This window comes from Halomonas sp. E19, from assembly GCF_052439355.1.
GTDB lineage: Bacteria > Pseudomonadota > Gammaproteobacteria > Pseudomonadales > Halomonadaceae > Halomonas.
Map to the genome: position 1 here is coordinate 1,127,325 of NZ_JBNFWU010000001.1, position 24,731 is coordinate 1,152,055.

General features: G+C 66.4%; 17 protein-coding genes and 8 pseudogenes. 24 read left to right on the forward strand and 1 reads right to left on the reverse strand.

The annotated features are described in order from the left end of the window. Positions 1–220: 220 nt before the first annotated feature. The 24 genes and pseudogenes from fliK to ACUDAL_RS06180 all read left to right on the forward strand — a co-directional run bounded on the left by fliK (position 221) and on the right by ACUDAL_RS06180 (position 22,972). Positions 221–649 carry a flagellar hook-length control protein FliK gene (gene fliK / locus ACUDAL_RS06065; RefSeq protein ID WP_444677492.1) on the forward strand — a complete coding sequence of 143 codons (429 nt, stop codon included), beginning with the start codon at positions 221–223 and terminating at the stop codon, positions 647–649. Further along, complete coding sequence (locus ACUDAL_RS06070) at positions 642–929, forward strand: EscU/YscU/HrcU family type III secretion system export apparatus switch protein (RefSeq protein ID WP_444677493.1); 288 nt, start codon at positions 642–644, stop codon at positions 927–929. The genes fliK and ACUDAL_RS06070 overlap by 8 nt, the downstream gene beginning before the upstream one ends. Before the next feature lie 321 nt (positions 930–1,250). Continuing rightward, complete coding sequence (gene flhD / locus ACUDAL_RS06075; protein WP_444677494.1) at positions 1,251–1,577, forward strand: flagellar transcriptional regulator FlhD; 327 nt, start codon at positions 1,251–1,253, stop codon at positions 1,575–1,577. A gap of 3 nt (positions 1,578–1,580) precedes the next feature. After that, positions 1,581–2,158, forward strand: a pseudogene (gene flhC / locus ACUDAL_RS06080) (flagellar transcriptional regulator FlhC). Positions 2,159–2,329: 171 nt separating this feature from the next. Beyond that, positions 2,330–3,202, forward strand: coding sequence for a flagellar motor stator protein MotA (gene motA, locus ACUDAL_RS06085; RefSeq protein WP_444677495.1), 873 nt, complete (start codon positions 2,330–2,332; stop codon positions 3,200–3,202). Beyond that, positions 3,199–4,146: a flagellar motor protein MotB gene (gene motB, locus ACUDAL_RS06090; RefSeq protein WP_444677496.1), complete on the forward strand. Its 948-nt coding sequence runs from the start codon at positions 3,199–3,201 to the stop codon at positions 4,144–4,146. Before motA ends, motB begins: the two co-directional genes overlap by 4 nt. 40 nt (positions 4,147–4,186) lie before the next feature. Then, positions 4,187–6,255: pseudogene (cheA, locus tag ACUDAL_RS06095) on the forward strand (chemotaxis protein CheA). Next, positions 6,252–6,746 (forward strand): chemotaxis protein CheW, encoded by a 495-nt coding sequence (locus tag ACUDAL_RS06100; protein ID WP_444677497.1) that lies wholly within the window; start codon positions 6,252–6,254, stop codon positions 6,744–6,746. Before cheA ends, ACUDAL_RS06100 begins: the two are co-directional and overlap by 4 nt. A 62-nt stretch (positions 6,747–6,808) precedes the next feature. Continuing rightward, positions 6,809–8,287 (forward strand): methyl-accepting chemotaxis protein, encoded by a 1,479-nt coding sequence (locus ACUDAL_RS06105; RefSeq protein WP_444677498.1) that lies wholly within the window; start codon positions 6,809–6,811, stop codon positions 8,285–8,287. Next, positions 8,280–10,461 (forward strand): annotated as a pseudogene (locus ACUDAL_RS06110) (methyl-accepting chemotaxis protein). Before ACUDAL_RS06105 ends, ACUDAL_RS06110 begins: the two are co-directional and overlap by 8 nt. Before the next feature lie 53 nt (positions 10,462–10,514). After that, positions 10,515–11,323 (forward strand): annotated as a pseudogene (locus ACUDAL_RS06115) (CheR family methyltransferase). Between the two features lie 178 nt (positions 11,324–11,501). After that, positions 11,502–12,562, forward strand: a pseudogene (locus tag ACUDAL_RS06120) (protein-glutamate methylesterase/protein-glutamine glutaminase). Positions 12,563–12,612: 50 nt separating this feature from the next. Continuing rightward, a complete protein-coding gene (locus tag ACUDAL_RS06125; protein WP_444677499.1) occupies positions 12,613–14,319 on the forward strand; it encodes a methyl-accepting chemotaxis protein in 1,707 nt (568 codons plus the stop codon). Between the two features lie 62 nt (positions 14,320–14,381). Beyond that, entirely contained in the window at positions 14,382–14,771 is a 390-nt protein-coding gene (gene cheY, locus ACUDAL_RS06130) for a chemotaxis response regulator CheY (RefSeq protein WP_444677500.1), read from the forward strand. A 37-nt stretch (positions 14,772–14,808) separates the two neighbouring features. Continuing rightward, positions 14,809–15,501 carry a protein phosphatase CheZ gene (cheZ, locus tag ACUDAL_RS06135; protein ID WP_444677501.1) on the forward strand — a complete coding sequence of 231 codons (693 nt, stop codon included), beginning with the start codon at positions 14,809–14,811 and terminating at the stop codon, positions 15,499–15,501. A 192-nt stretch (positions 15,502–15,693) separates the two neighbouring features. Continuing rightward, positions 15,694–16,889, forward strand: a pseudogene (gene flhB / locus ACUDAL_RS06140) (flagellar biosynthesis protein FlhB). Beyond that, positions 16,886–18,967 (forward strand): flagellar biosynthesis protein FlhA, encoded by a 2,082-nt coding sequence (flhA, locus tag ACUDAL_RS06145; protein WP_444677502.1) that lies wholly within the window; start codon positions 16,886–16,888, stop codon positions 18,965–18,967. Before flhB ends, flhA begins: the two are co-directional and overlap by 4 nt. Positions 18,968–18,970: 3 nt before the next feature. After that, a complete protein-coding gene (locus tag ACUDAL_RS06150; RefSeq protein WP_444677503.1) occupies positions 18,971–19,567 on the forward strand; it encodes a hypothetical protein in 597 nt (198 codons plus the stop codon). Beyond that, positions 19,558–20,220: a hypothetical protein gene (locus ACUDAL_RS06155; RefSeq protein WP_444677504.1), complete on the forward strand. Its 663-nt coding sequence runs from the start codon at positions 19,558–19,560 to the stop codon at positions 20,218–20,220. Before ACUDAL_RS06150 ends, ACUDAL_RS06155 begins: the two co-directional genes overlap by 10 nt. Positions 20,221–20,697: 477 nt before the next feature. Continuing rightward, the gene (locus ACUDAL_RS06160) at positions 20,698–20,919 is read left to right on the forward strand and encodes a hypothetical protein (protein ID WP_444677505.1); all 222 of its coding nucleotides are present in this window, start codon (positions 20,698–20,700) and stop codon (positions 20,917–20,919) included. Continuing rightward, the gene (locus tag ACUDAL_RS06165; RefSeq protein WP_444677506.1) at positions 20,916–21,224 is read left to right on the forward strand and encodes a hypothetical protein; all 309 of its coding nucleotides are present in this window, start codon (positions 20,916–20,918) and stop codon (positions 21,222–21,224) included. The genes ACUDAL_RS06160 and ACUDAL_RS06165 overlap by 4 nt, the downstream gene beginning before the upstream one ends. Before the next feature lie 162 nt (positions 21,225–21,386). After that, on the forward strand, positions 21,387–21,737 hold the full coding sequence (locus tag ACUDAL_RS06170) for a hypothetical protein (protein WP_444677507.1): 351 nt from the start codon (positions 21,387–21,389) through the stop codon (positions 21,735–21,737). 58 nt (positions 21,738–21,795) lie between these two features. Then, the gene (locus tag ACUDAL_RS06175) at positions 21,796–22,206 is read left to right on the forward strand and encodes a flagellar protein FlhE (protein ID WP_444677508.1); all 411 of its coding nucleotides are present in this window, start codon (positions 21,796–21,798) and stop codon (positions 22,204–22,206) included. A gap of 65 nt (positions 22,207–22,271) precedes the next feature. Continuing rightward, a pseudogene (locus tag ACUDAL_RS06180) lies at positions 22,272–22,972 on the forward strand (RNA polymerase sigma factor FliA). An 86-nt stretch (positions 22,973–23,058) separates the two neighbouring features. On the opposite strand, the pseudogene ACUDAL_RS06185 reads toward ACUDAL_RS06180, so the two are convergent. After that, positions 23,059–24,638, reverse strand: a pseudogene (locus ACUDAL_RS06185) (ribonuclease J). Between the last annotated feature and the right edge of the window lie 93 nt (positions 24,639–24,731).

Genomic DNA, 24,731 nt, shown 5'->3' on the forward strand with positions numbered 1-24,731 from the left:
GCGACGCTGGAGGCGTCACGACAGGCGTCACGGCTGGGTGAGGGGGAGCCATGCTGGATTCCGGCCGGTCTTCCGCCCGGCCGCTGGAGGTTCCGTCGCGGATGGGCATGCCGGGGGCGAGCCCGGGGCCAAGCCAGGATTAGCCTCGACGGAGGCTCAGCCGCCCGCGGGGCGTGAAGCGCTTGAGGCTTCCCACCGGGTTCGAGGAGGCGCAGAGCCGGTGCATGAAAGCCTGCAGGGGCTGGTGCGCCACCAGCTCGAAATGCTGGTCACGCCGGTGCTGCGCTGGGAGGGGGACGTGTGGGCCGGCATCTTTCTCGCGCTGGTGGTGAACGTGCCGCCGGGCGCCAGGCGCGAGGAGGAGAAAGACCAGGACGACGGCGACGAGCCGGGAGGCGAGGCCTGGCATTCCGAAATGACGCTGCGCGTGCCCAGCCTGGGCGATATCGGCGTGGCGATGTGGCTGCAGGGCACGCAGCTGCGGCTAGAGCTGAGCGCTTTCGATACTGCCTTGCGGGATAGACTCGAACGCGAAGCGGGCCTGCTGGAGCAGCGCCTCCAGGATGTCGGCCTTACTCGGGTGCTGATCGACGTGCGGCGCAGCGAGAGGTCGGGCGAAGGCCGCGGCGAGGAATGGGGAAATGGCTGATTCGAAACCCGAGCGGCGGCGTCAGGCCGTTGCCCTGGCGTATCGCGAGGGCGACGATGCCCCGCGGGTGCTGGCCAAGGGCTATGGCGACATGGCGGAGCGGATCCTCGCGGAGGCGAAGCGCCAGGGAATCTACGTACATGACGCCCCGGAGCTGGTGTCGCTGCTGATGGGGCTCGACCTGGATGAGCGAATACCGCCGCTGCTGTATCAGGTCATTGCCGAGCTGCTGGTTTGGGTCTACGAGCTGGAGCAGGGTGAGAAAGGTAAAAATTTGTAAAAAAATGTATCCAAAAAATCGCCTGGGTCATGAGACGCGCGGATTGTCAATTGTGCAGCGTTGCTTTTTTCTCTCGTAAACCCAACGGGTTACAGGCTTAATAAAAAAGTATTGATCTACGTCGAACGTTGACTGGGCGTTCTGATGCTTTTGGCTGGTTGGCAATTCCTGTTTCTTAACGTCACAATCCGTTTCGATTCCGTTGGCGCCGCATGATGCCCTGGTATGAGCCCTTGGCTCACGGGCTCTACCGCCGGTGAACATCGGAACGTAACGACAAAACGATAGGACACGCGCCAGGCCGCGTGCAGGGAACAGTCAATGAAAGCCATGAACTATCTGGACGAGATCCAGGAGCTCAACCTTGCTTACCTTCTGTTGGCTCAGCGGCTGCTGAATGACGATCGCGCGGCGGCCATGTTTCGCCTCAAGGTCGACGAAGAGACCGCCGACCTGCTGGTGTCGCTCAGCGCAAGCCAGCTGACCCGCCTCGCCCGCACCAATCAGCTGCTGTGTCATTTTGGCTTCGAAGGCGCCGACAGGCTGCGTCAGGTCGTCGACAATCCCCGGGAAAACGGTCTGGCCCAGTTCCATGCTTCGCTGCTGATGGCGGTGCAGGGCGCTTCGTCACCGGCTCGGGAGCGCTGAGCGATGGCGCAGAAGAGTCTTGTCGAGGAAATGCAGCAGGTCCAGCTGGCTATCGAGCTGATCGAGCTTGGCGCGCGCCTGCAGGTGCTGGAGTCGGAAACCGACCTGAGCCGTGCACGCCTCATACGGCTGTTCAAGGAAGTGCGTGGTATGTCGCCGCCCAAGGGCATGCTGCCGTTTTCGACGGACTGGTTCATCACCTGGCTGCCCAACGTGCACGCTTCGCTGTTCTATAACATCTATCGCAGCCTGCTTGATAACCAGGGCTGCGAACGCATGCAGGCCTTCGTCACTGCCTACCGCCTCTACCACGAGCAGGTCAGCCTCGACGGCGTGGAGCCGGTGCTGGGGCTCACCCGTGCCTGGACGCTGGTGCGCTTCTTCGAGAGCGACCTGCTGCAGCTGTCTAGCTGTACCTGCTGCGGGGGCGTTTCGTCGCCCATGCACACTCGCCGGAACACGACTACGCCTGCGGAATCTGCATGCCGCCGTCGCGAGCGGGCAAGACGCGCAAGCGGCGCGAGCAGGAGCTGGGCGAAGGGCTCGACCTGGTGGTGCCCTTGGTTCGCCGGGTAGGTTGATCCAAGGCGGTCATGGTAATGACCACACTCCTTGAAAAACAGCCCTTGAAAAAGCAGCACGCCGTTCCGGTTCGTCCGGAGCGGCTTTTTTCGTGAAAGTCTCAAGTCGACAGCCGGCGTGCCGATATCTCCAGCATATCGTCGCCACACATCCATGAAAGGGTATCGGTTGTGCTGATTCTTCTGGGGTATCTCGTCGTCATTCTGTGCGTGTTCGGCGGCTTCGTGCTGGCGGGCGGCTTCCTTGGCCCCCTGTACCAGCCGACCGAGCTGCTGATGATCGGCGGCGCCGGGGTAGGGGCCTTCATCGCCGCCAACAACGGCAAGGCCATCGTGGCCACGTTCAAGATCATTCCCAAGCTGAGGCGGACCAAGAAGTACAAGAAGGACATGTACATGGAGCTGCTGGCGGTGCAGTTCAAGCTGCTCAGCAAGATCCGCCGTGAAGGCATGCTGGGCATCGAGCGCGACATCGACAGCCCCCAGGACAGCGCGCTCTTCCAGGAGCACCCCAAGGTGCTGGAAGACCCTATGATCATGAATTTCCTGACCGACTACCTGCGCCTGATGGTTGCCGGCGGCATGGACCCGATGGAAATCGACGAGCTGATGCTGCACGAGATCGAGACCTTCGAGCAGGAGGCGCACATTCCTGCCGATGCCATTGCCAAGGTGGGCGACGCCATGCCGGCATTCGGCATCGTGGCGGCGGTCATGGGGGTGGTGAAGGCGCTGACTTACGCCGATGCCGGGCCGGAACAGATGGGCGAGATGATTGCTCACGCCCTGGTTGGCACCTTCCTCGGCATCCTGTTGGGCTACGGCTTCATCAATCCCGTGGCCAGCAGCATCGAACGTCAGATCAAGGAAGCGGAAAAGATGCTGCAGTGCATACGCATCACGCTGCTGGCCAGCCTGCACGGCTACGCGCCGCAGCTGGCGGTGGAATTCGGGCGCAAGGCGCTGCATACCGCCGAGCGGCCGGGGTTCACCGAGCTGGAAGAGTACGTGCGTAATGCCAAGTCGGGTGCTGCAGTCGAATGAGTGCGGGCGGCGATAAGCGTCCGATCGTCATTCGGCGCAAGAAGATCGTCCACGCGCACCACGGCGGCAGCTGGAAGATCGCCCTGGCCGACTTCATGACGGCGTTGATGGCGCTGTTCCTGGTCATGTGGATCCTGTCGGTGGCAAGCGAGGAGCAGCGCCAGGGGGTGGCCGACTATTTCAGTACGCCGCTGACCACCGCCATTACCGGTGGCGATCGCTCCGGCAGCACCCGCGTGATTCCCGGGGGCGGCCCCGATCCGGTTCACAGCGACGGAGAGCGGGCGCGTATCGATACGCGTGAGTTCACGCGGCCGAGCGAACAGCAGCGGCGCTTCTTCATGGACCTGCAGCGACGCATCGAGGCGGCGATCAACGCCGACCCGGAGCTGCGTGAGCTGCGCCAGCAGATGCGCTTCGATCTCACCCCGGAAGGGCTGCGCATCCAGCTGCTCGATGCCGAACATCGGCCCATGTTCGACCTGGGCAGCGATCGCCTGGCGCCGTACATGCGCAGCCTGCTGCGCACCATCGCGCCGTTGCTCAACGACTTGCCGAACTACCTCAGCATCAGCGGCCATACCGATAGCGTGCCCTTCGTCGGCGGCTATCGCGGCTACAGCAACTGGGAGCTCTCCAGCGACCGGGCCAATGCATCGCGCCGCGAGCTGGTGCAGGGCGGGCTGGATTCGAGCAAGCTGCTGCGCGTCTCGGGTTTTGCCGACCGCGTACCGCTGCCCGACACCGACCCTGCCGATGCCGACAACCGCCGCATCGAGCTGCTGGTGCTGCTGCCGGAGGTTGCCGAATACATTCGCCGCCCCAGCGTCCTCGAAGGCCCGGGGGTACCCAGCCCGATGAGCAGCCGGCTCGAGGGCGAGGTGAACGTGGCCCCGGTGGAACAATTCACGGAAAGCCTGCGACGCTCACTCGGCGCCGAGTGAGCGGCGTGTGGAACACAAACTGACTTGGTGGTGACTGCGCATGGATATCACGGATTTCTATGACACTTTCTTCGAGGAAGCCGACGAGCTGCTGGCCGACATGGAGCGCTACCTGCTGGAGCTGGACGTCGACGCGCCGGATACCGAGCAGCTCAACGCCATCTTTCGTGCCGCGCACTCCATCAAGGGAGGGGCGGGCACCTTCGGCTTCGAGGTGCTGCAGCGCACCACCCACCTGTTCGAGAACCTGCTGGATCACACCCGCAAGGGCGAGCTCGTGCTTCGTCGGGACATCGTCGACACCTTTCTGGAAACCAAGGATATGCTCAGCGACCAGTTAGACGCCTACCGCAACGGTGACGAGCCCGACCAGGAGGCCTTCGAGCGTATCTGCCAGACGCTGCAACGCATCGCCCTGGAGGAGATCGGCCAGAACCTGGAGGGGCGCTGCGGCGCCGGTCGCACCGCCGCCGGTAGCTGCACCGGTGGCGCAAGCCGAGCCCGTCGTCCAGGGCCAGCGGGTGGTGGCGCTGCTCAACGTGCGCGAGAAGGATCGCCAGCTGCTGGTCGAGGAGCTCGCCCAGCTCGGCGACGTGGTGGCACAGGGGGCGATGAGGCGCGCTACGAGGTGACGCTGGTCTCCACGGTGAGCAACGACGACATCGAGGCGGTGATGTGCTTCATCGTTGATGCCGACCAGCTGCAGATCGTATCGGCCCCGGACGCTGGCCCGGCGCAGGCGCCTGCCAAGGCGGCATCCGCACCGGCTGCCGCTGCCGTCGAGCCTGCGCCGGCCGCGCCCGCGGTGGTGCCAGCGGCCGAGCCCAAGGCCAAGCCGCCAGCCAAGGCGAAGGCCAAGGGGGCCGGGGAGTCCACCTCGATTCGCGTTTCCGTCGACAAGGTCGACCAGATCATCAACCTGGTGGGTGAGTTGATCATCACCCAGTCGATGCTCGATCAGACGGTCAGTGAGCTGGAGGGCGTCGCCGACGGCGCCCTGCTGAACGGCATGAGCCTGCTCCAGCGCAATGCGCGGGACCTCCAGGAAGCGGTCATGTCGATCCGCATGATCCCAATGGACTTCGTCTTCAGCCGCTTCCCCCGCGTGGTGCGTGAAACCGCCGCCAAGCTGGGCAAGGAGATCGAGCTGGTTACCGAGGGCGAGTCCACCGAGCTCGACAAGAGCCTCACCGAGCGCATTATCGACCCCTTGACCCACCTGGTTCGCAACAGCCTCGACCACGGCATCGAGCCGCCCGAGGTGCGTGAGGCGTCGGGCAAGCCGCGCACCGGCAAGCTGGTGCTATCGGCCAAGCATCAGGGCGGCAATATCATCATCGAAGTGATCGACGATGGCGCCGGCCTCAATCGCGGCAAGCTGCTGGCCAAGGCGCGCGAAAGCGGTCTGCCCGTCTCGGATGCCATGAGCGACGACGAGGTGTGGCAGCTGATCTTCGCCCTGGCTTCTCCACCGCCAAGGAGGTGACGGACGTGTCCGGCCGCGGCGTCGGCATGGATGTGGTCAAGCGCAACATCCAGGGCATGGGCGGTCATGTGCAGATCATGTCGCGTGCCGGAGAGGGCACCACCATCCGTATCGTGCTGCCGCTGACCCTGGCCATCCTCGACGGCATGTCGATCAAGGTCGGCAACGAGATGTTCATCCTGCCGCTGTCGGCGGTGCTCGAATCGCTGCAGCCGGCCCGAAGCGACCTCTACGCCATGGCCGGTGACGACGTGGTGCTCAAGGTGCGCGACGAGTACCTGCCGGTCGTGGCGGTGCACGAGGCGCTCGACGTGCCCCAGGCCAAGACCGAGCTGACCGACACCATCGCCGTGATCGTGCAGGGCGAAGGGCGGCGCTACGCCCTGCTGGTAGATGACCTGGTGGGCCAGCAGCAGGTGGTGGTGAAGAACCTCGAGACCAACTATCGCAAGGTGCCGGGCGTATCGGCCGCTACCATCCTGGGCGATGGCAGCGTGGCGCTGATCCTCGACATTACCGGCCTGCACCGGCTGAGCCGGGCCAAGAAGGAGAAGCGTCGGCCCGAGCGCAGCCTCACCCCTATAGAAGCCCTATCCGACACAACGCTGGAGACAACGCCATGAAACAGTCGTCAGACGCGGCCCTGGTGGCGGCCGAAGCCCACAATCGTGAATTCCTGGTGTTCTCGCTGGGCGATGAAGAGTACGCCGTGGATATCCTCAAGGTGCAGGAGATTCGCGGCTACGAGAACGTCACGCGGATCGCCAACGCGCCGGACTTCATCAAGGGCGTGACCAACCTGCGCGGCGTGATCGTGCCGATCGTCGACCTGCGCATCAAGTTCCACCTCGAAAAGGTCGAGTACGGCGGTCAGACCGTGGTGATCGTGGTCAACGTCGAGGATCGCGTGGTCGGCATCGTCGTCGACGGGGTTTCCGACGTGATGACGCTGTCGCCGGACCAGATCAAGCCGGCGCCCGAATTCGGCGTCACCCTGTCGTCGGATTTCCTCAGCGGGCTTGGCAGCCTCGACGACCGCATGCTGGTGATCGTCGACATCGACAAGCTGCTGACCAGCGATGAAATGGAACTCGTCGAACAGGTCGCCGACTGACGCGCGGCGAAGCAACCCAGCGTGTTCAGTGCGTTGCAGGCCGATATGGGGAATATGGGTAAATGATGAAGCTTCTTGACAACCTGACCGTACGGGCCAGCTGGTTTCTGGTGCTGCTGTTCTTCGGCGGCATGATCGTGGCGCTCAGCTTGCTGGGGCTTTATGCGCTGAGGCTGGGCGGCGAGGCGGTTACCGCCATGGCGCCTCATGCCGGCGACTCGGGCGCGTCGTATCTGGCGTCGTTTACGCTCATGGCCGACAGGATGCGCCTGGGCATCGTGGCCGTGCTGGCGGGGTCGGTCGGCGTGATGCTGGTCGTGGTGTGGGGCATCAACGCCAACGTACTGCAGCCGCTGGCGCGGCTGGTGGGCTATTTCGAAGGGTTGGCCAGGGGCGACCTCTCGCAGCCGGTGGAGAACCGCGGCAACAACGAGATCGGCCGCCTGTTCACCGCCCTCAAGCACATGCAGGAAGGGCTTTCCAGCACGGTCGGTACGGTGCGCCGCAGCAGCGAAGGCATCTTCCTGGGCGCCCAGGACATCGCCGAGGGCAATGGCGAACTCTCCTCGCGCACCGAGCAGCAGGCCGCCTCCCTGGCCGAGACCGCCTCCAGCATGGAGCAGCTGGCCTCGACCGTGGAGCACAACGCCGACAATGCGCGCCAGGCCAGCCAGCTTGCCGCCGAGGCGTCGCGTACCGCCGCCCAGGGGGAGGTCGTCGGCGAGGTGGTGGCGACCATGCACGACATCAACGCCAGTGCCCACCGCATGTCGGACATCATCAGCGTGATCGACAGCATCGCCTTCCAGACCAACATCCTGGCCCTGAACGCTTCGGTAGAAGCAGCGCGGGCCGGTGAGCACGGCCGCGGCTTCGCGGTGGTGGCCCAGGAGGTGCGCAACCTGGCGGGGCGCAGTGCGGGGGCGGCCGGGGAGATCCGCACGCTGATCCAGGCGTCGCTGGAAAAGGTCGATGTCGGTACCGCACGGGTCGACAAGGCGGGCCAGACCATGCGGGAGATCGTCGCGGCCGTGCAGCGCGTCAGCGACATCATGGACGAGATCGCCTCGGCTTCGCAGGAGCAGAGCAACGGCATCGGTCAGGTGAACCAGGCGGTGACCCAGATGGATCAGGTGACGCAGCAGAATGCGGCGCTGGTGGAGCAGGCGGCCACGGCGGCGACCCAGCTCGAGGCGGAGGCGTCGCGCCTGCGCGAAGCGGTGCTGCGCTTCCGCCTGGCGGGCCAGGCCTCGCCGACGCCGGCCGGTCCTGAGGCGAAGGCGGCGCTGCCCTCACGTGAACAGGACCCGCTGCCGGCATCCCGGTGCAGCGAGCCGGCAGCCGGTGCGTCCGGCGGCGTCCGGCGCCAGGCCCAGGAAGAGGATTGGGCTTCGTTCTGGAAGCGGGCGACTGCATCCAAGGTGAAACGACAAGGCAGCACGACAAGACGATACAACAAGAACGGCAGGCGACCTGCTTGCGGCTGCACGGCCGCGCAGGCATCGCATGGGGCATTGGCCAGGGGGCAAGACAATGAGTGACCATCAGGCGGTAACACAGCGCGAATATTCGCTGGACGAGCAGCATCTGCTCATCACTCGTTCGGATCTGGAAGGGCGCATCACCTATGCCAACAAGGCCTTTGTCGAGGTCAGCGGCTACGACCTCGATGAGCTGATCGGCGCGCCGCATCGCCTGATCCGCCATCCCGACATGCCGGCGCAGGCCTTCGCGGATCTGTGGCAGACCATCAAGCGCGGCGGCACCTGGCAGGGCGTGGTCAAGAACCGGCGCAAGAACGGCGATCATTATTGGGTGCATGCCACGGTGACGCCGATCCTCGAGGGCAAGGTGTGCCATGGCTACACCTCGGTGCGCACGGTCGCGACTGCGGAGGAAGTGGCCGCCGCGGAGCGGGCCTACCGCCAGCTGCGCGACGGTCGCGGCAGCACGGCCCTTCGCCAGGGGCGCCTGGTGCGTCGTGGCCCGCTGGGCTGGCTGGCACGCCTCAATGTGCGAACCCTGCGCGCCAAGCTGATCACCATGACCGTGGTGCCGGTGCTGCTGCTGCTGCTCAGCGGCGGCGTCGGATTCTACGGGCTCAAGGTGTCCGGCGACCGGGTCCAGCAACTCAACGTCAACGGGGTGCAGGACATCGCCAACCTGCAGCGTATCGACCAGCTGCTGAGCCAGCTGATGATCGATCTTGAGCGTCCGGTGCGCAATCCGCGCTCGCTGCGCCCCGAGCAGATGGATGCCCTGGCGCAGGAGGTCGACGAGGTCGTCGAAACGATGCAGGACGCCTGGCAGCGCTTCCTTGCCGGCGAAGAAGCGCAGCATGGCTCGGTAGCCGAGCTGTCGGGGCAGCTCGATAGAGCCATCGCACAAGGCATCCAGCCGGCCATGGATGCGCTGCTCAACGGCAGCGGTTTCGTCGCCTACGAAGCGTACAACGAGGTGCTGCGGCCCGAGGCCAACGCCATCAGCCAAAGTATCAACGTGCTGATCGAAGGCAAGCTGGTCTTTGCCAACCAGCTGGCCGTGCAGGCCGAGCGCGGCCAGCTGGCCATGCTCATGGGCCAGGCCATCGCCGTTGCGGGGAGCATCCTGTTCCTGTTCCTGCTGGGCTTCTGGACGCTGCGTGCCGTCATACGACCGGTGAGGAGGCCGAAGCCTTCACGCTGCAGATCGCGACGGGCAACCTGGCGGTGAGTTCGCCGCAGCGCCGCCACGACGAGATCGGCGCCCTGTTGCGTTCCCTGGATACGATGCGCAAGAGCCTTTACAGCACCACCGATACCATTCGCAAGGGCATCGACGTGGTCACTCCCGCCACCCGCGCCATCGCCCAGAGCAACGAGGACCTCTCCTCGCGCACCGAGCAGCAGGCCGCCTCGCTGCAGCAGACGGCCTCGAGCATGGAAGAGATGACCGCCACGGTGCGCCAGAACACCGACAACGCCCGGCAGGCCAGCGGGCTTGCGCTCGACAACGCCGGGCGCGTGCAGGAGACCGGAGAGCTGATGCACGGTGTGGTCGAGACCATGCAGCGCATCACGGCGGGTGCCGAAAAGATGAAGCAGATCATCAACGTCATCGACTCCATCGCGTTCCAGACCAACATCCTGGCGCTCAACGCCTCGGTGGAGGCGGCGCGGGCCGGCGAGCAGGGCGCGGCTTCGCCGTGGTGGCGGGCGAGGTGCGCAACCTGGCCGGACGCAGCGCGGAGGCTGCCAAGGAGATTCGGCGCCTGATCGATGGTTCGGCCGACGAGATCCTGCAGGGGGCGAGCCAGGTCGAGCGTGCCGAGCGCGCCATGGCCGAGGTGGTCGCGGCGTCGGCGCGAGTCAACGACATCATGGGCGAGATCACGGCGGCGTCGGAAGAGCAGAGCAGCGGCATCGGCCAGATCAATCAGGCGATCACCGAGATGGATCAGGTCACGCAGCAGAACGCCGAGCGCGTGCAGCACAGCGCTCGTGCGGCCAGCGACCTGCGGCGCCAGGCCGAACTGCTGGAGCAGGCCATTCGTGCGTTCCGCCTGCGTGATGCGGGCCAGGAGCGGGTCGAGGCACTGGCTTCGCCCGCCGAGGCGGCGCGCGATAGCCGTGCCGGTGCGGAGCATGCCATGTCCCGCCATGAGGATCCGCTTCCTGCCAGGCGAGCACCGGCCAGGGCCGCCAGGGTGAATGATGAGGAGTGGGAAACATTTTGACGCCACGAGACGAGCCCGGCACTGATGCCGGGCAATGGTCGGGATTGGGTCAGCTGGAGCGCGACCTGATCCTGACGGATGAGGATTTCGGCAAGATCCGCCAGCTGATCTACCAGCGGGCCGGGATCGTGCTGGCCGAGCACAAGCGCGAAATGGTCTACAGCCGCCTGGCCAAGCGCTTGCGCCATCACGGCATGACGCGCTTCAGCGACTACCTGGCGCGGCTTGCCAAGCAGCCCGATGCCCGTGAGTGGGAAGCCTTCACCAATGCCTTGACCACCAACCTGACCGCGTTTTTCCGCGAGGCCCACCACTTCCCGCTGCTGGCCGAGCACGTACGCAAGGTCACTGGGCCGGTGCGGGTGTGGAGCGCGGCGGCCTCCACCGGGGAAGAGCCCTACTCGATCGCCATGACGCTACACGAGGCGCTCGGCTCCCGGGTCGCGGACGCTCGGGTGGTGGCAACCGACATCGACACCGAGGCGCTGGCGCGGGCACGGGCGGGGATCTATCCGCTCGAGCAGGTGCGCAAGCTCGAGGAGGAGCGCATCAGGAAGTTCTTCCAGAAGGGCCGCGGTCCGCATGAGGGGCTGGCGCGGGTGCGCCCCGAGGTGGCCTCGCTGGTCGAGTTCCTGCCGATGAACCTGCTGGCGTCGACGTGGCCCGTGAAGGGCCCTTCGATGCCATTTTCTGCCGCAACGTGATGATCTATTTCGACAAGCAGACCCAGGCGCGAATCCTTGAGCGCTTCGCGCCGCTGTTGAAGCCCGACGGCCTGCTGTTCGCCGGCCATTCGGAGAACTTCTCCTACATCAGCAAGGTGGTTCGCCTGCGCGGCCAGACCGTTTACACCCTGGCGTAGGCGACGCCCGAACCTCGCTGAGCGAGGGTTGGCCGTTCGCCTGCATGGAACGGGCGCGCTCGGGCAGCCAGCAAAAACTCCCGTGGACATTAAAGTTTTTTACGCCCAGGCCGATGGTGTGCCTATGGATTGTCGGCCTGGGCCGCGACAAGCGATTCTCAAACAAGGAGGCCTTGCCTTGGGATCGAACAAGATCAAGGTGCTGTGCGTTGATGATTCGGCGCTGATACGTGATCTGCTGACCGAGATCATCAATTCGCAGCCGGACATGGAGGTGGTGGCCGTCGCTCCCGACCCCTGGTGGCACGCGACCTCATCAAGCAGCACAACCCCGACGTACTGACCCTGGACGTCGAGATGCCGCGCATGGACGGCCTCGACTTCCTGGAACGGCTGATGCGCCTGCGCCCCATGCCGGTGTTGATGGTCTCCTCGCTGACCCAGGCCGGCTCGGAGGTGACGCTGCGGGCGCTGGAACTGGGCGCGCTGGACTTCGTGGCCAAGCCGTCGCTGGGGATTCGCAGCGGCATGCTGGAGTATGCCAACGACATTGCCGAGAAGATCCGCGCCGCGGCCAAGTCGCGGCCGCGCCAGGTGCGCCACAGCGAAGCTTCGCCCCGGCCGCAGCTCAAGGCGCCGCTGATGTCGAGCGAAAAGCTGATCATCATCGGTGCCTCCACCGGGGGCACCGAGGCGATTCGTGCCGTGCTGGAGCCGCTGCCGGCCAACAGCCCCGCCATTCTCATCACCCAGCACATGCCGGGTGGGTTCACGCGGTCGTTCGCCGAGCGCCTGAACCGGCTGTGCAGCCTGACGGTGAAGGAGGCGAGCGACGGTGAGCGCGTGCTGCCGGGGCACGCCTACATCGCCCCGGGCGATGCGCACCTGAAGCTGGCGCGCAGCGGTGCCAACTACGTGGCGCGCCTGGACGACGGGCCGCCGGTGAATCGCCACCGCCCCTCGGTCGACGTGCTGTTTCATTCGGCCGCCACCCAGGCCGGCCGCAATGCCATCGGGGTGATCCTAACCGGCATGGGCAAGGATGGCGCAGCGGGCCTGCTCGAGATGCGCCAGGCCGGCTCGGCCACCCTGGCCCAGGACGAGGCGAGCTGCGTGGTGTTCGGCATGCCGCGGGAGGCCATCGCCGTGGGTGGCGCCGGTGAGGTTGTCAGCCTGCACGACATCCCCGAGCGCCTAATGGCGCTGGTGGCGGCGTCCGGTCGGGCGCAGCGAGTCTGACGGAAGAGCAGAAGACGAATTCACGTCTCGATAAAATGGGAGCTCCTGACATGAACCGCCTGGTTCGCAATCTCAGTATCCATGTCACCGTGATCGCGGCACTGCTCAGCTTTGCCGCCTTGATCAGCCTGGTGGCGGCGCTGTCCATGCTGTCGGATCGCAACGCCGACCGTGTGATGGCCGACCTGAACCGCATCAGCATGCAGCAGCTCAACGAGATCAATCGTGGCGATGCGCTGCTCAATGTGGCCCGGGTCAGCCTCGAGATCGCCTCCAACCAGATCATGCTGGGCCGCATGGCCGAGGCCAATCGTCAGCTCGACGTGGCGCTCGACCGCTTGCAGCAGGCGGAAGAACGACTGAACCATTTCATCGCGGCACCGAAAACCAAGTCGGCCGAGGCCCTGGCCGTGCCCCTCATCGACAGCTTCCGCGCCGTCCTGGCGCTGTCGCGCGAGCAGCACGAGGCGCTCGACCAGCTCAACACGCCGCGCTTCGGCAGCCTGCGCGACAGCCTCATGGTGCCGAGCCAGGCGCTGGACGAGAGCATGACCGCCTTTGTCCTTTATGGATTCAGTGCTGGTCAGGCGATGACCGACGCCTTCCAGGCCCAGGCCACTCGCTTCGAGTGGATCAAGCTAGCGGCGCTGGCGTTGGCCATCGTCGTGCTGGGCCTGGTCTATGCCGGGCTGCGGGTTACCGTCATCGGCCCGCTCAACTCCGCCGTGACGCACCTGCAGACCATCGCCAAGGCCGACCTGACCGGGCGTATCCCTGAGGGCAGCCGCAACGAGCTCGGCAAGCTGTTCAATGCCATGCGCAACATGCAGCAGAGCCTGGTGCGCATCGTCGGCCAGGTGCGCGACAGCAGCGCCTCTATCCATGTTGGTACGCGGGAGATCGCCAGCGGTAACAACGACCTCTCCTCGCGCACCGAGCAACAGGCCGCCTCGCTCGAGGAAACTGCCGCGAGCATGGAGCAGATCACCGCCACGGTTCGCCAGAACGCGGACAATTCCCGCCAGGCCAGCGGCCTGGCGCTGGAGGCTTCCACCACCGCCGAGCGCGGCGGCGAGGTGGTGGGCCGCGTGGTGGCGACCATGAGCGCCATTTCGTCCAGCTCGCAGAAGATCAGCGATATCACCAGCGTGATCGACTCCATCGCCTTCCAGACCAACATCCTGGCGCTGAACGCCTCGGTGGAGGCGGCGCGGGCCGGCGAGCAGGGACGTGGCTTCGCCGTAGTGGCGGGTGAAGTGCGCAACCTGGCCAGCCGCAGCGCCACGGCGGCCAAAGAGATCAAGACGCTGATCGAGGGCTCCGTGGCCCAGGTCAAGGAGGGGTCGGTGCTGGCCCAGCAGGCGGGGCAGACCATGGAAGAGGTGGTGGTCTCGGTGCGCCGTGTCACCGACATCATGGATGAAATTTCCGCGGCCTCCCAGGAACAGAGCGACGGCATCGAGCAGGTCAGCCAGGCCGTGGGCCAGATGGACCAGGTCACCCAGCAGAACGCCGCGCTGGTTCAGCAGGCTTCCGCGGCGGCGGCCTCGCTCGAGGAGCAGGCCAGCCGGCTGGAGCAGGCCGTGGCGGTGTTCCGCCTGGCCGTTGAATCGCATGCGGCCGGGCGTCACGATGCGCCGGCCCTGGCAGGCCCGACAACCCAAGGTGCACGCCCACCGGCACCGCGCGAGATCGACCCCAAGCCGCGCAGCAGGCGCGACGCCGCCACGGCGGAAGGGAAGTGGGAAGCGTTCTGAAGCAGGACGGCAACAGCGCTGCCGCCAGTCCAACCCTGTAAGACGAAAGAAGAGGAAACCTGATGGCTGACAAGAACATGAGCTTTCTGGTGGTCGACGATTTTCCGACCATGCGCCGGATCGTTCGGAGCCTGCTCAAGGAACTGGGATACACCAACGTGGAAGAGGCGGAGGATGGACAGGAGGCGCTGAACAAGCTGCGTTCCGGCTCCTTCGAGTTCGTCGTGTCGGACTGGAACATGCCGAACCTGGATGGCCTCGAGATGCTCAAGCAGATTCGCGCCGATGCCGCCCTGAAGGACCTGCCGGTGCTGATGGTGACCGCCGAGGCCAAGAAGGAAAACATCATCGCCGCCGCCCAGGCCGGTGCCAGCGGTTACGTCGTCAAGCCGTTCACTGCCGCCACGCTGGAAGAAAAACTCAACAAGATCTTCGAAAAACTGGGCAAGTGAAGCCGGCGGGGCGCCCGCTTGCAGAGGAGTGAACAAGATGAGCGTAAACGAGCAGCCCACCGGGGGTAAGTTACACGGCGCCGCTGGCGAAGATCTGGTCCAACGCATTGGGCAGTTGACGCGCATGCTACGAGACAGCATGCGCGAGCTGGGGCTGGACAAGGAGATCGAGAAGGCCGCCGAGGCGATTCCCGATGCTCGCGACCGGCTCAACTATGTGGCCAGCATGACCGAGCAGGCGGCGCACCGGGCGCTGAACGCCATCGACCGGGCGCAGCCGCTGCAAGACGAGCTCAGCAGCGAGGCCGAGGCGCTCGACAAGCGCTGGGCCGAGTGGTTCGCCGCGCCCAAGGAGCTCGATGAGGCACGGGAGCTGGTCAAGGAGACCCGCTCCTTCCTGACCGAAGTGCCGGACAAGGCCCAGGCCACCCAGCGGGAGCTGCTCGAGATCATGATGGCCCAGGATTTCCAGGATCTGACGGGCCAGGTCATCAAGAAGATGATGGACGTGATTCGTGAGATCGAGAACCAGCTGGTGCAGGTGCTGATCGACAACGTGCCTGATGGCGAAGAGCGCGAGAAGATGCAGCGCCAGGCCAACGACCAGCGCGAGTCCCAGGCACGCAAGCGCGAGGATCTGCTCAACGGCCCGCAGATCAAGCCCGAAGGGGCCGATGTGGTCAGCAGCCAGGACCAGGTAGACGACCTGCTGGACCAGCTCGGCTTCTAGGCCGCCCGCCGCGTGCCTGGCCATTCGGCCTGGCACGCGACCGTGGGCTGACGCCGGTTAACACAGCGCCAGGATATGCCTTCGGCGCCGATGGTCGTGGTGATAAAGCCACGATCATCGGCGCTTTTTGGCGTATGGCGCTCGGCCCCGAGACGCCACAATGGCCACCGTGCAGAGGAATGTCCGGGAACCATGGCCGACGAAAGCAGCGATCAGGAAAAGACGGAAGAGGCGACGCCACGCCGGCTGGAGAAGGCCCGGGAAGAAGGGCAGGTGGCGCGCTCCCGTGAATTGACCACCTTCATGCTGCTGCTTGGCGGGGTGGTGGGCATGTGGTCCATGGGCGCGATGCTCTACGACCAGTTGGGGCTGGTGATGGAGCAGGCCTTCCTGTTCGAGCGCCGCCAGGCGTTTGAAACTGGCCCCATGCTGGTGAAGGTGCTCGACCTGGGGCAGCGCACCCTGATCACCATGCTGCCGCTGTTCCTGCTGCTGACGCTGGTGGCGCTGGTGGCGCCGGTGATGCTCGGCGGCTGGCTGATGTCGGCCAAGTCGCTCAAGCCCCAGCTGTCGAAGCTCAACCCCTCAAGGGGCTGAAGCGCATGTTCGGCACCCAGGCGCTGGTGGAGCTGTTCAAGGCTGTGGCCAAGTCGATGCTGATCGGCGGTGTCGGCATGGCCTACCTCTATGTTCATCGCGGCGAGTACCTGTCGCTGATGGATCAGCCCACCACCCAGGCTTTGGCCCGGGCGCTGATGATGGCAGCCCAGGCCTGCGGCCTGATGGTGCTCACTCTGCTGGTGGTGATCCTCATCGATGTGCCCTACCAACTGTGGAGCCACAGCAAGAAGCTGCGCATGTCCAAGGAGGAAGTGAAGCGTGAGCACAAGGAGTCGGAGGGCGATCCGCACGTCAAGGCGCGAATCCGTTCCCAGCAGCAGGCGATGGCCCGCAACCGCATGATGAGCAAGGTACCCGAGGCCGACGTGATCATTACCAACCCGACCCATTATGCCGTGGCCCTGCGCTATGACGAGCAGCGCATGGGCGCTCCGCGCGTGGTGGCGAAGGGCACTGAGCTGGTGGCGGCACGCATCCGCGAACTCGGCCAGGAGGCGGGGGTGCCGCTGCTGCAGGCCCCGCCGCTGGCGCGTGCGCTGTACCACCACGTGGATCTCGACCAGGAGATCCCGTTCGACCTGTATACCGCCGTGGCGGAGGTGCTGGCCTGGGCCTTCCGCCTCAAGCATGTGGCCAAGGAGGGAGGCGAAGTGCCACCGATGCCGGAAGACTTGCCCATACCGCCGAGCATGGATGTGCCGGCGGGCGGCACGCCGCCTGGGGATGCTCCCCAAGGGCCGGCGGCAACTGGCGGGGCGCGAGAATGAAGTCGTTGAGCCATCTCATCGGTCGCCGTGACTGGATGGGCGATGTACGCATGAAGCTGCTGGCCGGGCCGATCCTGATCCTCATGATCCTGGCCATGATGATCCTGCCGCTGCCGCCGTTCGCGCTCGACCTGCTGTTCACCTTCAACATCGCGCTGGCGATCATGGTGCTGCTGGTCAGCATGTTCACCGAGAAGCCGCTGGACTTCGCTGCCTTCCCGGCCGTGTTGCTGTTCACCACGCTGCTGCGCCTGTCGCTCAACGTGGCCTCCACGCGAGTGATCCTGATGGAGGGCCACCAGGGCGGCGACAGCGCCGGCAAGGTGATCGAGGCGTTCGGTACCTTCCTGGTGGGCGGCAACTTCGCCGTCGGCCTCGTGGTGTTCCTGATCCTGGTCATCATCAACTTCATGGTCATCACCAAGGGGGCCGGGCGTATCGCCGAGGTGGGCGCACGCTTCATGCTCGACGCTATGCCGGGCAAGCAGATGGCCATCGATGCCGACCTCAATGCCGGGCTTATCGGCGAGGAGGACGCGCGCAAGCGCCGCGCCGAGGTGGCCCAGGAGGCCGATTTCTACGGCTCCATGGATGGTGCCAGCAAGTTCGTGCGCGGCGACGCCATGGCCGGCCTGGTGATCATGGTAGTCAACGTGATCGGCGGTCTGCTGATCGGCATGCTGCAGCACGGCATGGGCTTCGGCGATGCCGCCAAGACCTATACCCTGATGACCATCGGCGACGGCCTGGTGGCGCAGATTCCCGCGTTGGTGATCTCGACCGCGGCAGGTGTGACCGTATCGCGGGTCAACACCGAGCAGGACGTGGGCCAGCAGATGATCAGCCAGCTGTTCGTCAATCCGCAGGTGATGATCCTGGCGGCGATGGTCATGGGGCTGCTGGGCCTGGTGCCCGGGATGCCCAACCTGGTGTTCCTGATCTTCACCGGGCTGCTGGCCGGGCTGGCCTGGATGCTGACGCGGCAGAAGGAGCAGCGGCTGGTGGAGCAGGAGATCGGCGCCGAGCCGCCGCCACAGCCGGTGGCCCCCGAGGCCAGTTGGGACGACGTGCAGCTGGTCGATACGCTGGGCCTGGAAGTGGGCCACCGGCTGATTCCGCTGGTCGACCAGCGCCAGGAGGGCGAGCTGCTGGGGCGCATCAAGAGCGTGCGCAAGAAGTTTGCCCAGGAGGTCGGTTTCCTGCCGGCGGTGGTGCATATCCGCGACAACCTCGAGCTGGGCGCCAATACCTATGTGATCTCGCTCAAGGGGGCGGAGATCGGGCGTGCCGAAGCCTATCCCGGCCAGTGGCTTGCCATTGACCCGGGGCAGGTTACCGGCCAGCTGCAGGGGACGCCCACCGCGGACCCCGCCTTCGGCCTGCCGGCGGTGTGGATCGATGCCGGCCAGCGGGAGCATGCCCAGGTCTACGGTTACACCGTGGTCGATGCCGGCACCGTCATTGCCACCCATCTCAACCACCTGCTGCACCGCCATGCCGGTGAGATGCTCGGCCGCCAGGAGGTGCAGAAGCTGCTTGACAAGCTTGGCGAAGAGCAGAAGTCGCTGGTCGATGACGTGGTGCCCAAGTCGCTCAGCCTCACCGTGCTGCAGCGTATCCTGCAGAACCTGCTCGAAGAGGAGGTCTCGATCCGCGACCTGCGCACCATCCTCGACTGCCTGGCCGAGTACGCGCCGGTGCAGAAGGATGCCAGCGAACTCACGGCGCTGGTGAGAATGGCGCTGGGCCGCTCGATCACCCAGCAGTGGTTCTCCGGCCAGGACACGCTCAATGTGATCGGCCTCGAGGCGCAGCTCGAGCAGGTGCTGATGCAGGCCATGAACGGCAACGGTGCCTTGGAGCCCGGTCTGGCCGAGACCCTGATGAGCCAGGCCGAGCAGGCGCTGGAGCGCCACGAGGCGAGCGGCGAACCGCCGGTCATGGTGGTACAGCACAGCTTGCGCCCTCTGCTGGCGCGCTTCCTGCGCCGTCGCCTGCGTCACCTGGTAGTCATGTCGCAAGCGGAAATTCCCGATGACCGGACGCTGCGTGTCTCGACCTGGGTAGGAGGGCGGTAAACCATGAGTGTGATGCGTTTCGTTGGAGCCAACAGCCGGGAAGCGATGCGGCAGGTGCGCGAGGCCCTGGGCGATGAAGCCCTGATCCTGGCCAATCGCCGCGTCGAGCAGGGGGTCGAGATCCTGGCCATGGCGGAATCGGGTACGCCTCAGCCGGAGGCCCCGGCGCGGCCCGCCACGTCGGCTGCCGCCGCGACGCCGCGCCAGGCGCAGGGTGCTTCGACCCAGGTGGGGACGGTTCAGCCCGGCGCGATGTCGCCTGGAGCGACATCGCCCGGCCAGGACCCAGCCCAGGCCTTCGAGGCGATGAGCGCGCGGCTGCTCGAGGAAATGCGCGACATGCGCGCGCTGCTGACCCGCGGCCAGGGCCCGGCGGGGGAACAAGAGACGTGCCGAGACGCGCTTGCGCGCCAGCTAGAGGAGGCGGGCTTCGCCGCCGCGCTGGCGGCCGAGCTCGTTTCCACGCTGCCTGAGGAGCTGGCCCTGGATGGTGCCGCGAACGACCAGGTTCAGGCCTGGCTGCAGCGCCAGCTGGTCCAAAGGCTGCATGCCCTGGGCAACGAGGAGAGTTTCTCGACCATGCCGGCATCGTGGCGCTGATCGGGCCGACCGGGGTGGGCAAGACCACCACCACGGCCAAGCTGGCGGCACGCTACGTCAAGCGTCACGGTACTCGCCCGGTGGCGCTGGTGACCACCGACAGTTTCCGTATCGGTGCGCACGAGCAGCTGCGCATCTACTCCCGCCTTCTCGATGTGCCCATGTATGCGTTGAACGCCGACCAGCCGGTGTCCGACTTGCTCGAACGCATGCGCGGAAAGTCCTGGGTCATCATCGACACCGTCGGCATGAGCCAGCGCGACCAGCGCGTGATCGAGCAGGTCTCGCACCTGCGCGGCGCCAGCACGCCGGTGCGCCTGGTGCTGATGCTCAACGCCGCCAGCCAGCCCGAAACCCTTGAGGAAGTGGTCGTGCGCTACCGTCAGGCTACCCAGGCGGCCGGCGCGGAGCTCACCGACTGCATCATCACCAAGCAGGATGAGGCGGGCCGGCTGGGGCCGGTGCTGGACATCATCCTGCGCCACGGGCTGCGGCTGCTGTTCGTCTCCCACGGCCAGCGTGTGCCGGAAGACATGTCGCTGGCCGCCCCCGACTCGCTGGTGCACCTGGCCCTGAGCCAGCGCCGCCCGGTGCGGGGGCGGGCAGCCGCCAGGCAGCGGCGCCCGCCGCCACGCGCCAGTACGGCCTGTTGAGCCAGGGCCGGCGGGTTGCGGTGATCCTGCGTGAACTGCGTCGTCGCCTGGTCGGCTTCGAACATCTGGAAGCGGGGTGGGATCTGCTCGGCCTGCCGCCCTCGGTGCAGCAGCAGCGCCTCGATGCGCTGTGTGCCAAGCCCTCGCCCCTGCACCCGTTGGGCGTGATGTGGAGCGAGCGGGCCAAGGTGGCGGGTGAGGCCTGGGCGATGCCGGATGTGGCCCTCGACCACGATGGTGCCTGGTCGGCCCTGCCTTGGCTGCAGCACCGCCAGCCGCCGGGCCTGCAGGCTCGGCTGGCCGCTGCCCGCGCCCAGGAGCTTCACTGCACCTGCTGCGTGGCCTGCCGGATGCCGAAGCCGGTGCCTGGCTGGAACGCGAAGGCCTGGCCTGGTGCAGCCTGGTGCGTGGGGGCAGCGCGTCGTCTACGCGGGCGAAAAGCAGCCGCTTGCGGCACTTGCCGGGTTGGGGGAGCCGATGGCGCAAAGAGACAGCCGCTATCGCGGGGCGCCTTGCCGCCTGCACTTGGCTCGGCTACCGGTGACGCTGGCGCTGAAGGGCAGCGGGCGCCGCGGCGACGAGCTAACGGCCCAGGCCTGGCTGGGTGAGCTGCGCGATGGCGAGAACGACCAGCTGCTGGCCCGGCGCTTTGGCTGGCGCCGGCCCGCCTGGGCAACGACCTGGAGCCGCTGCTGGTGACCCAGCTGCAGAGCGATGCGCTGCCCCAGCTGGCCCGGCGTGCCTGGCAGCAGCTGACGCCGGCCGAACTCGGCGAGGTGCGTGCCGATCTGCGGCTGCTGCTGGCGGGCGGCTTGGCCACCGTGGCCCTTCAGCTGGACCTGGTCGAAGATGACTCGGCACGCGACCTGCGTGCCGAACTGCTGGGGCTGGCCGGTGGGCGTCAGCGACGCCGCGATAGCGCCCTGCTTGGCGCCCTGGTACAGCTGTTCCTGATCCGCGATGCGATTCGACAACTGGGGTTTGGCGAGAGGGAGACAGGCTAGATGGGAACCGATCAGGCCGCGGGCCTGCGCGAATGGGTCTCGTCCTCGGCGCCAGCGGGGAGTGCCCGATGCACATCGCCGAGGCATTGCTGCAGCTGGCGACCGAAGGCGGGGGCGCCGGCCAAGGCGCGTCCTGCGCCGTCCACGCCAGCCACTGCGCCCATGCGCGTCGCGCCGCCATCGGCCGGTGCGGTGCGTACCCTGATGGTGCTCGGGCTGCCCGGCGCCTCGGTGGGCCAGACCGAGCGGGTCACCCAGCTGCTCGAAGCCTGGGCGAAGGAGGGGCGACGCTGGGTGGGAGATCCGGCCAGCTGGCGCATCGTAGCGCTGCCCGTTACCAGCCCGCACCTGCCGGTGCTGGCCATGGAGCAGCCGCACTGGGCGCTGTGGGTCGAGGACGATCTTGACGCCTTTCGCCGCGCGTTTCGTCAGCTGCGCCAGGTGGTGGAGCAGGGCGGGCCGCAGCGCCTGCTGGCCGTGCACCCCCTCATGTGGGTCGCAAGGGACTGTTGATGAACCTTCGCCATGTGGCGGCAAGCTATCTCGATGTCGACCTGCTGGTGCTGGCGCGATGAGTCGCCGCCTCGTCCTTGCTGCACTTGTGGGGCTGGTTGCCGCCCAGGCGTCGAGCGTCCAGGCGGCGGGAAGCTGGGTGGCCACGGCACCAGCGGTGCAGGTGGCCATGGCCGATCGCCAGATCGCTTCGGCCGCGCTGCAGCCGCCGAGCCCTGCCCTGGCGCAGGGCCAAGTGATTCGCCGGATCGGCTGGCAGTACCAGGCCCCGCCGGGAGCGGCGGTCGATGCCTGGCTGTGTCACCAGGATACCTGCATGCGCCTGCCTGGGGCGCGCGGGCACAGCGAGGCCCTGGCCGGACTGCCCGCCGACGCCGCGCTGCATTTTCGCTTTTCCCTGCAGGATGCGCGGCAACGCATCGCCACCCTGCAGGGCTTACAGGTCATCGTCGATCATGAGCGGCGCTGACGGGTGCCATCGGATTCTCAGCAATCCTACCGTGGAAGAGGGCTGACGGCCGCGGGAGCAAGGACATGTACACAGCACGAGGCAAGATCGCACAGACGGACATGCTGGAAGAGTACCTGCCGCTGGTCAGGCGCCAGGCGCTGGCCCTGCAGGTACGCCTGCCGGCCAACGTGGAACTGGATGACCTGATTCAGGCCGGCACCGTCGGCCTGTTGGAGGCCATGGGGCGCTATGACGCCTCGCAGGGCGCCACCTTCGCCACGTTCGCCAACCAGCGCATTCGTGGCGCCATGCTGGATGAGCTGCGCGGCCGTGACTGGCTGCCGCGCAGCGTGCGGCGCAATGCGCGCACGCTGGACGAGGCGGTGCGCCGCCTCGAGCAGCGGCTGGGCAGGGCGGCGGAAGAGCACGAGATCGCCCACGAGCTGGATATGGAGCTTGAGACCTATCGCCAGCTGCTCAGCGACACCAACAGCGGCCACCTGCTGCCCTTCGAGGTGCTGCTGGCCGAGGGGTAGAGCCCGGCATGGAGGATACCTCGCGGGACACGCCCTACCACCAGCTGGTCGACGAGCAGAAGCGTGCCCAGCTGGTCAAGGGCATCGAGGCGCTGCCGGAGCGGGAGAAGCTGCTGATGGCGCTCTACTATCAGGAAGAGATGAACCTGAAGGAGATCGGCGTGGTGATGGGGGTCACCGAGTCGCGGGTGTGCCAACTGCACAGCCAGGCGGTCAGCCGCTTAAGAGCGCGCCTGGCCGACGACTAGCGCTGCCTTTCCGTCTCTCCCCTGCGTTGCCTGTTGCCCGTAAGCGCCATGACCGAGCAGACCTTGGCCGGTTACCCACCACCCGGTCAGCGCAGGCCCGGTGGTTCTACCGCCATCAGCTGGAGATGGACGTCCGGCAGGTGGCGCAAGTGCTCCGCCAGCCAGGCGGTGATCAGCGGCTGCAGCGCGAGGCGCAGCCTGGCCAGGCTGTCGGCCTCGATCGTCTCCAGCTGCTCGTCCAGCCAATCGACGAAACTCTCCTCATCCAGCGCGCCAACCCCGTGGCGATCCAGCATCAGCCGGCCGATGCGGGTCCAGCCGGGGCTCGAGGCGGCCACGGGTATCGCCAGGTAGAGGGTGCCGTGGCGTGAGGAGCCGCGCTCCGACAGGCCGGGCAGCGGAGTGATGGCGTTTTGATTGACGATGCAGGGGCGCTGCGGGTGGCGCGACTCCAGGGTCAGCCCGTCGGCGTCGAAGCGAATCAGGTCGCCGTTGACCGGCGACAGGGGAGCCTCGATACCCAGCGACGCCGCCAGCTGGCGGTGTGCCTCCTGATGGGTGTGTTCGCCATGCACGGGCAGTAGCAGGCGAGGCTGCAGCCAGCCGTAGAAGGTGCGCAGCTCCTCCTGCGACGGATGGCCCGAGGCATGCAGCTCCGGATGGTTGAATTCATCCCAGATCGTCACGCTTAGACGCGCAAGGCCGTGCTTGAGCCGCTCGATCTGCGGCTCGTTGCCGGGGATCGCCTTGGCCGAGAAGATCACGGTGTCGCCGACCCCCAGCTCCAGGCTGTGGTGGCGGCCGTTGGCCATGCGGCTGAGCGCGGCGCGCGGCTCGCCCTGGCTGCCGGTGGCAATTACCAGCACTTCTTCGGGCGGCAGGTAGCCCAGGTCGCTGACCGGCACCAGAGGCGGCATGTCGTCGAGGTAGCCAAGGCCGCGGGCGGTGGCCACCATGCGTTCCATGGCGCGCCCCATCAGGCTGACGCGACGCCCGCAGCGCTCGGCTGCCAGGGCAATGGCCAGCACCCGGGCCAGGTTGCTGGCAAAGCAGGTCACCACCACCCGCCCGGCGCACTGGGCCAGGCGCTGCTCCAGCGCCCTGGCCACCTCGCCTTCACTGCGCGAATGGCCGGGGAGGGGGCGTTGGTGGAGTCGCCCACGACCAGGTCGACCGGCGCCAGGGCGCGAAACAGCGAGCCCTTGACGGAGTGGCCGATCAAGGGCTCGGGGTCGAGCTTCCAGTCACCGGTGTGCAGCACGCGACGGTTGCCCGCGGCAATCAGCAGCGCACAGCTTTCCGGAATCGAATGGGTCAGCGGCAGGTAGCGCAGCGTGAAGGGGCCGCTCTCCATGGCTTCTCCGGGTTCGATCACCCGAATGGCCTCGGTGGCCAGGGCGCGCTCGGTGAACTTGTTGCGCAGCAGCCCGGCGGCCAGCGGCGTGGCGTAGATCGGGCACTGCCACTTGGGCCACAGCCAGGCCGCCGCGCCGATATGATCTTCATGGCCGTGGGTGATGAACAGCGCCAAAGGCGTGATGCCGAGCGCGGCAGGCGTGTCGAGGCTGGGCACCTGCAGCGGGCTGTCGGGCAGGTCCTGGCGGATCATCATGCCGCAGTCGATCGCGATCCACTCACCGCCATGGCCATATAGGCTCAGGTTCATGCCTATTTCGCCGCAGCCGCCCAGCGGCAGAAAATACAGCGGTAGGTGTTGTCGAGGACGAATGGTGGCGCGAGAAGAGAGCATCGGCAAATC

What these genes read in the sequence shown, in the direction of transcription:
- ACUDAL_RS06070 (WP_444677493.1), top strand. Translation starts at nt 642, where the DNA reads ATGGCTGATTCGAAACCCGAGCGGCGGCGTCAGGCCGTTGCCCTGGCG.
- flhD (WP_444677494.1), top strand. Translation starts at nt 1,251, where the DNA reads ATGAAAGCCATGAACTATCTGGACGAGATCCAGGAGCTCAACCTTGCT.
- motB (WP_444677496.1), top strand. Translation starts at nt 3,199, where the DNA reads ATGAGTGCGGGCGGCGATAAGCGTCCGATCGTCATTCGGCGCAAGAAG.
- ACUDAL_RS06100 (WP_444677497.1), top strand. Translation starts at nt 6,252, where the DNA reads ATGAAACAGTCGTCAGACGCGGCCCTGGTGGCGGCCGAAGCCCACAAT.
- ACUDAL_RS06105 (WP_444677498.1), top strand. Translation starts at nt 6,809, where the DNA reads ATGATGAAGCTTCTTGACAACCTGACCGTACGGGCCAGCTGGTTTCTG.
- ACUDAL_RS06125 (WP_444677499.1), top strand. Translation starts at nt 12,613, where the DNA reads ATGAACCGCCTGGTTCGCAATCTCAGTATCCATGTCACCGTGATCGCG.
- cheY (WP_444677500.1), top strand. Translation starts at nt 14,382, where the DNA reads ATGGCTGACAAGAACATGAGCTTTCTGGTGGTCGACGATTTTCCGACC.
- cheZ (WP_444677501.1), top strand. Translation starts at nt 14,809, where the DNA reads ATGAGCGTAAACGAGCAGCCCACCGGGGGTAAGTTACACGGCGCCGCT.
- flhA (WP_444677502.1), top strand. Translation starts at nt 16,886, where the DNA reads ATGAAGTCGTTGAGCCATCTCATCGGTCGCCGTGACTGGATGGGCGAT.
- ACUDAL_RS06150 (WP_444677503.1), top strand. Translation starts at nt 18,971, where the DNA reads ATGAGTGTGATGCGTTTCGTTGGAGCCAACAGCCGGGAAGCGATGCGG.
- ACUDAL_RS06160 (WP_444677505.1), top strand. Translation starts at nt 20,698, where the DNA reads ATGGCGCAAAGAGACAGCCGCTATCGCGGGGCGCCTTGCCGCCTGCAC.
- ACUDAL_RS06170 (WP_444677507.1), top strand. Translation starts at nt 21,387, where the DNA reads ATGCGCGTCGCGCCGCCATCGGCCGGTGCGGTGCGTACCCTGATGGTG.
- ACUDAL_RS06175 (WP_444677508.1), top strand. Translation starts at nt 21,796, where the DNA reads ATGAGTCGCCGCCTCGTCCTTGCTGCACTTGTGGGGCTGGTTGCCGCC.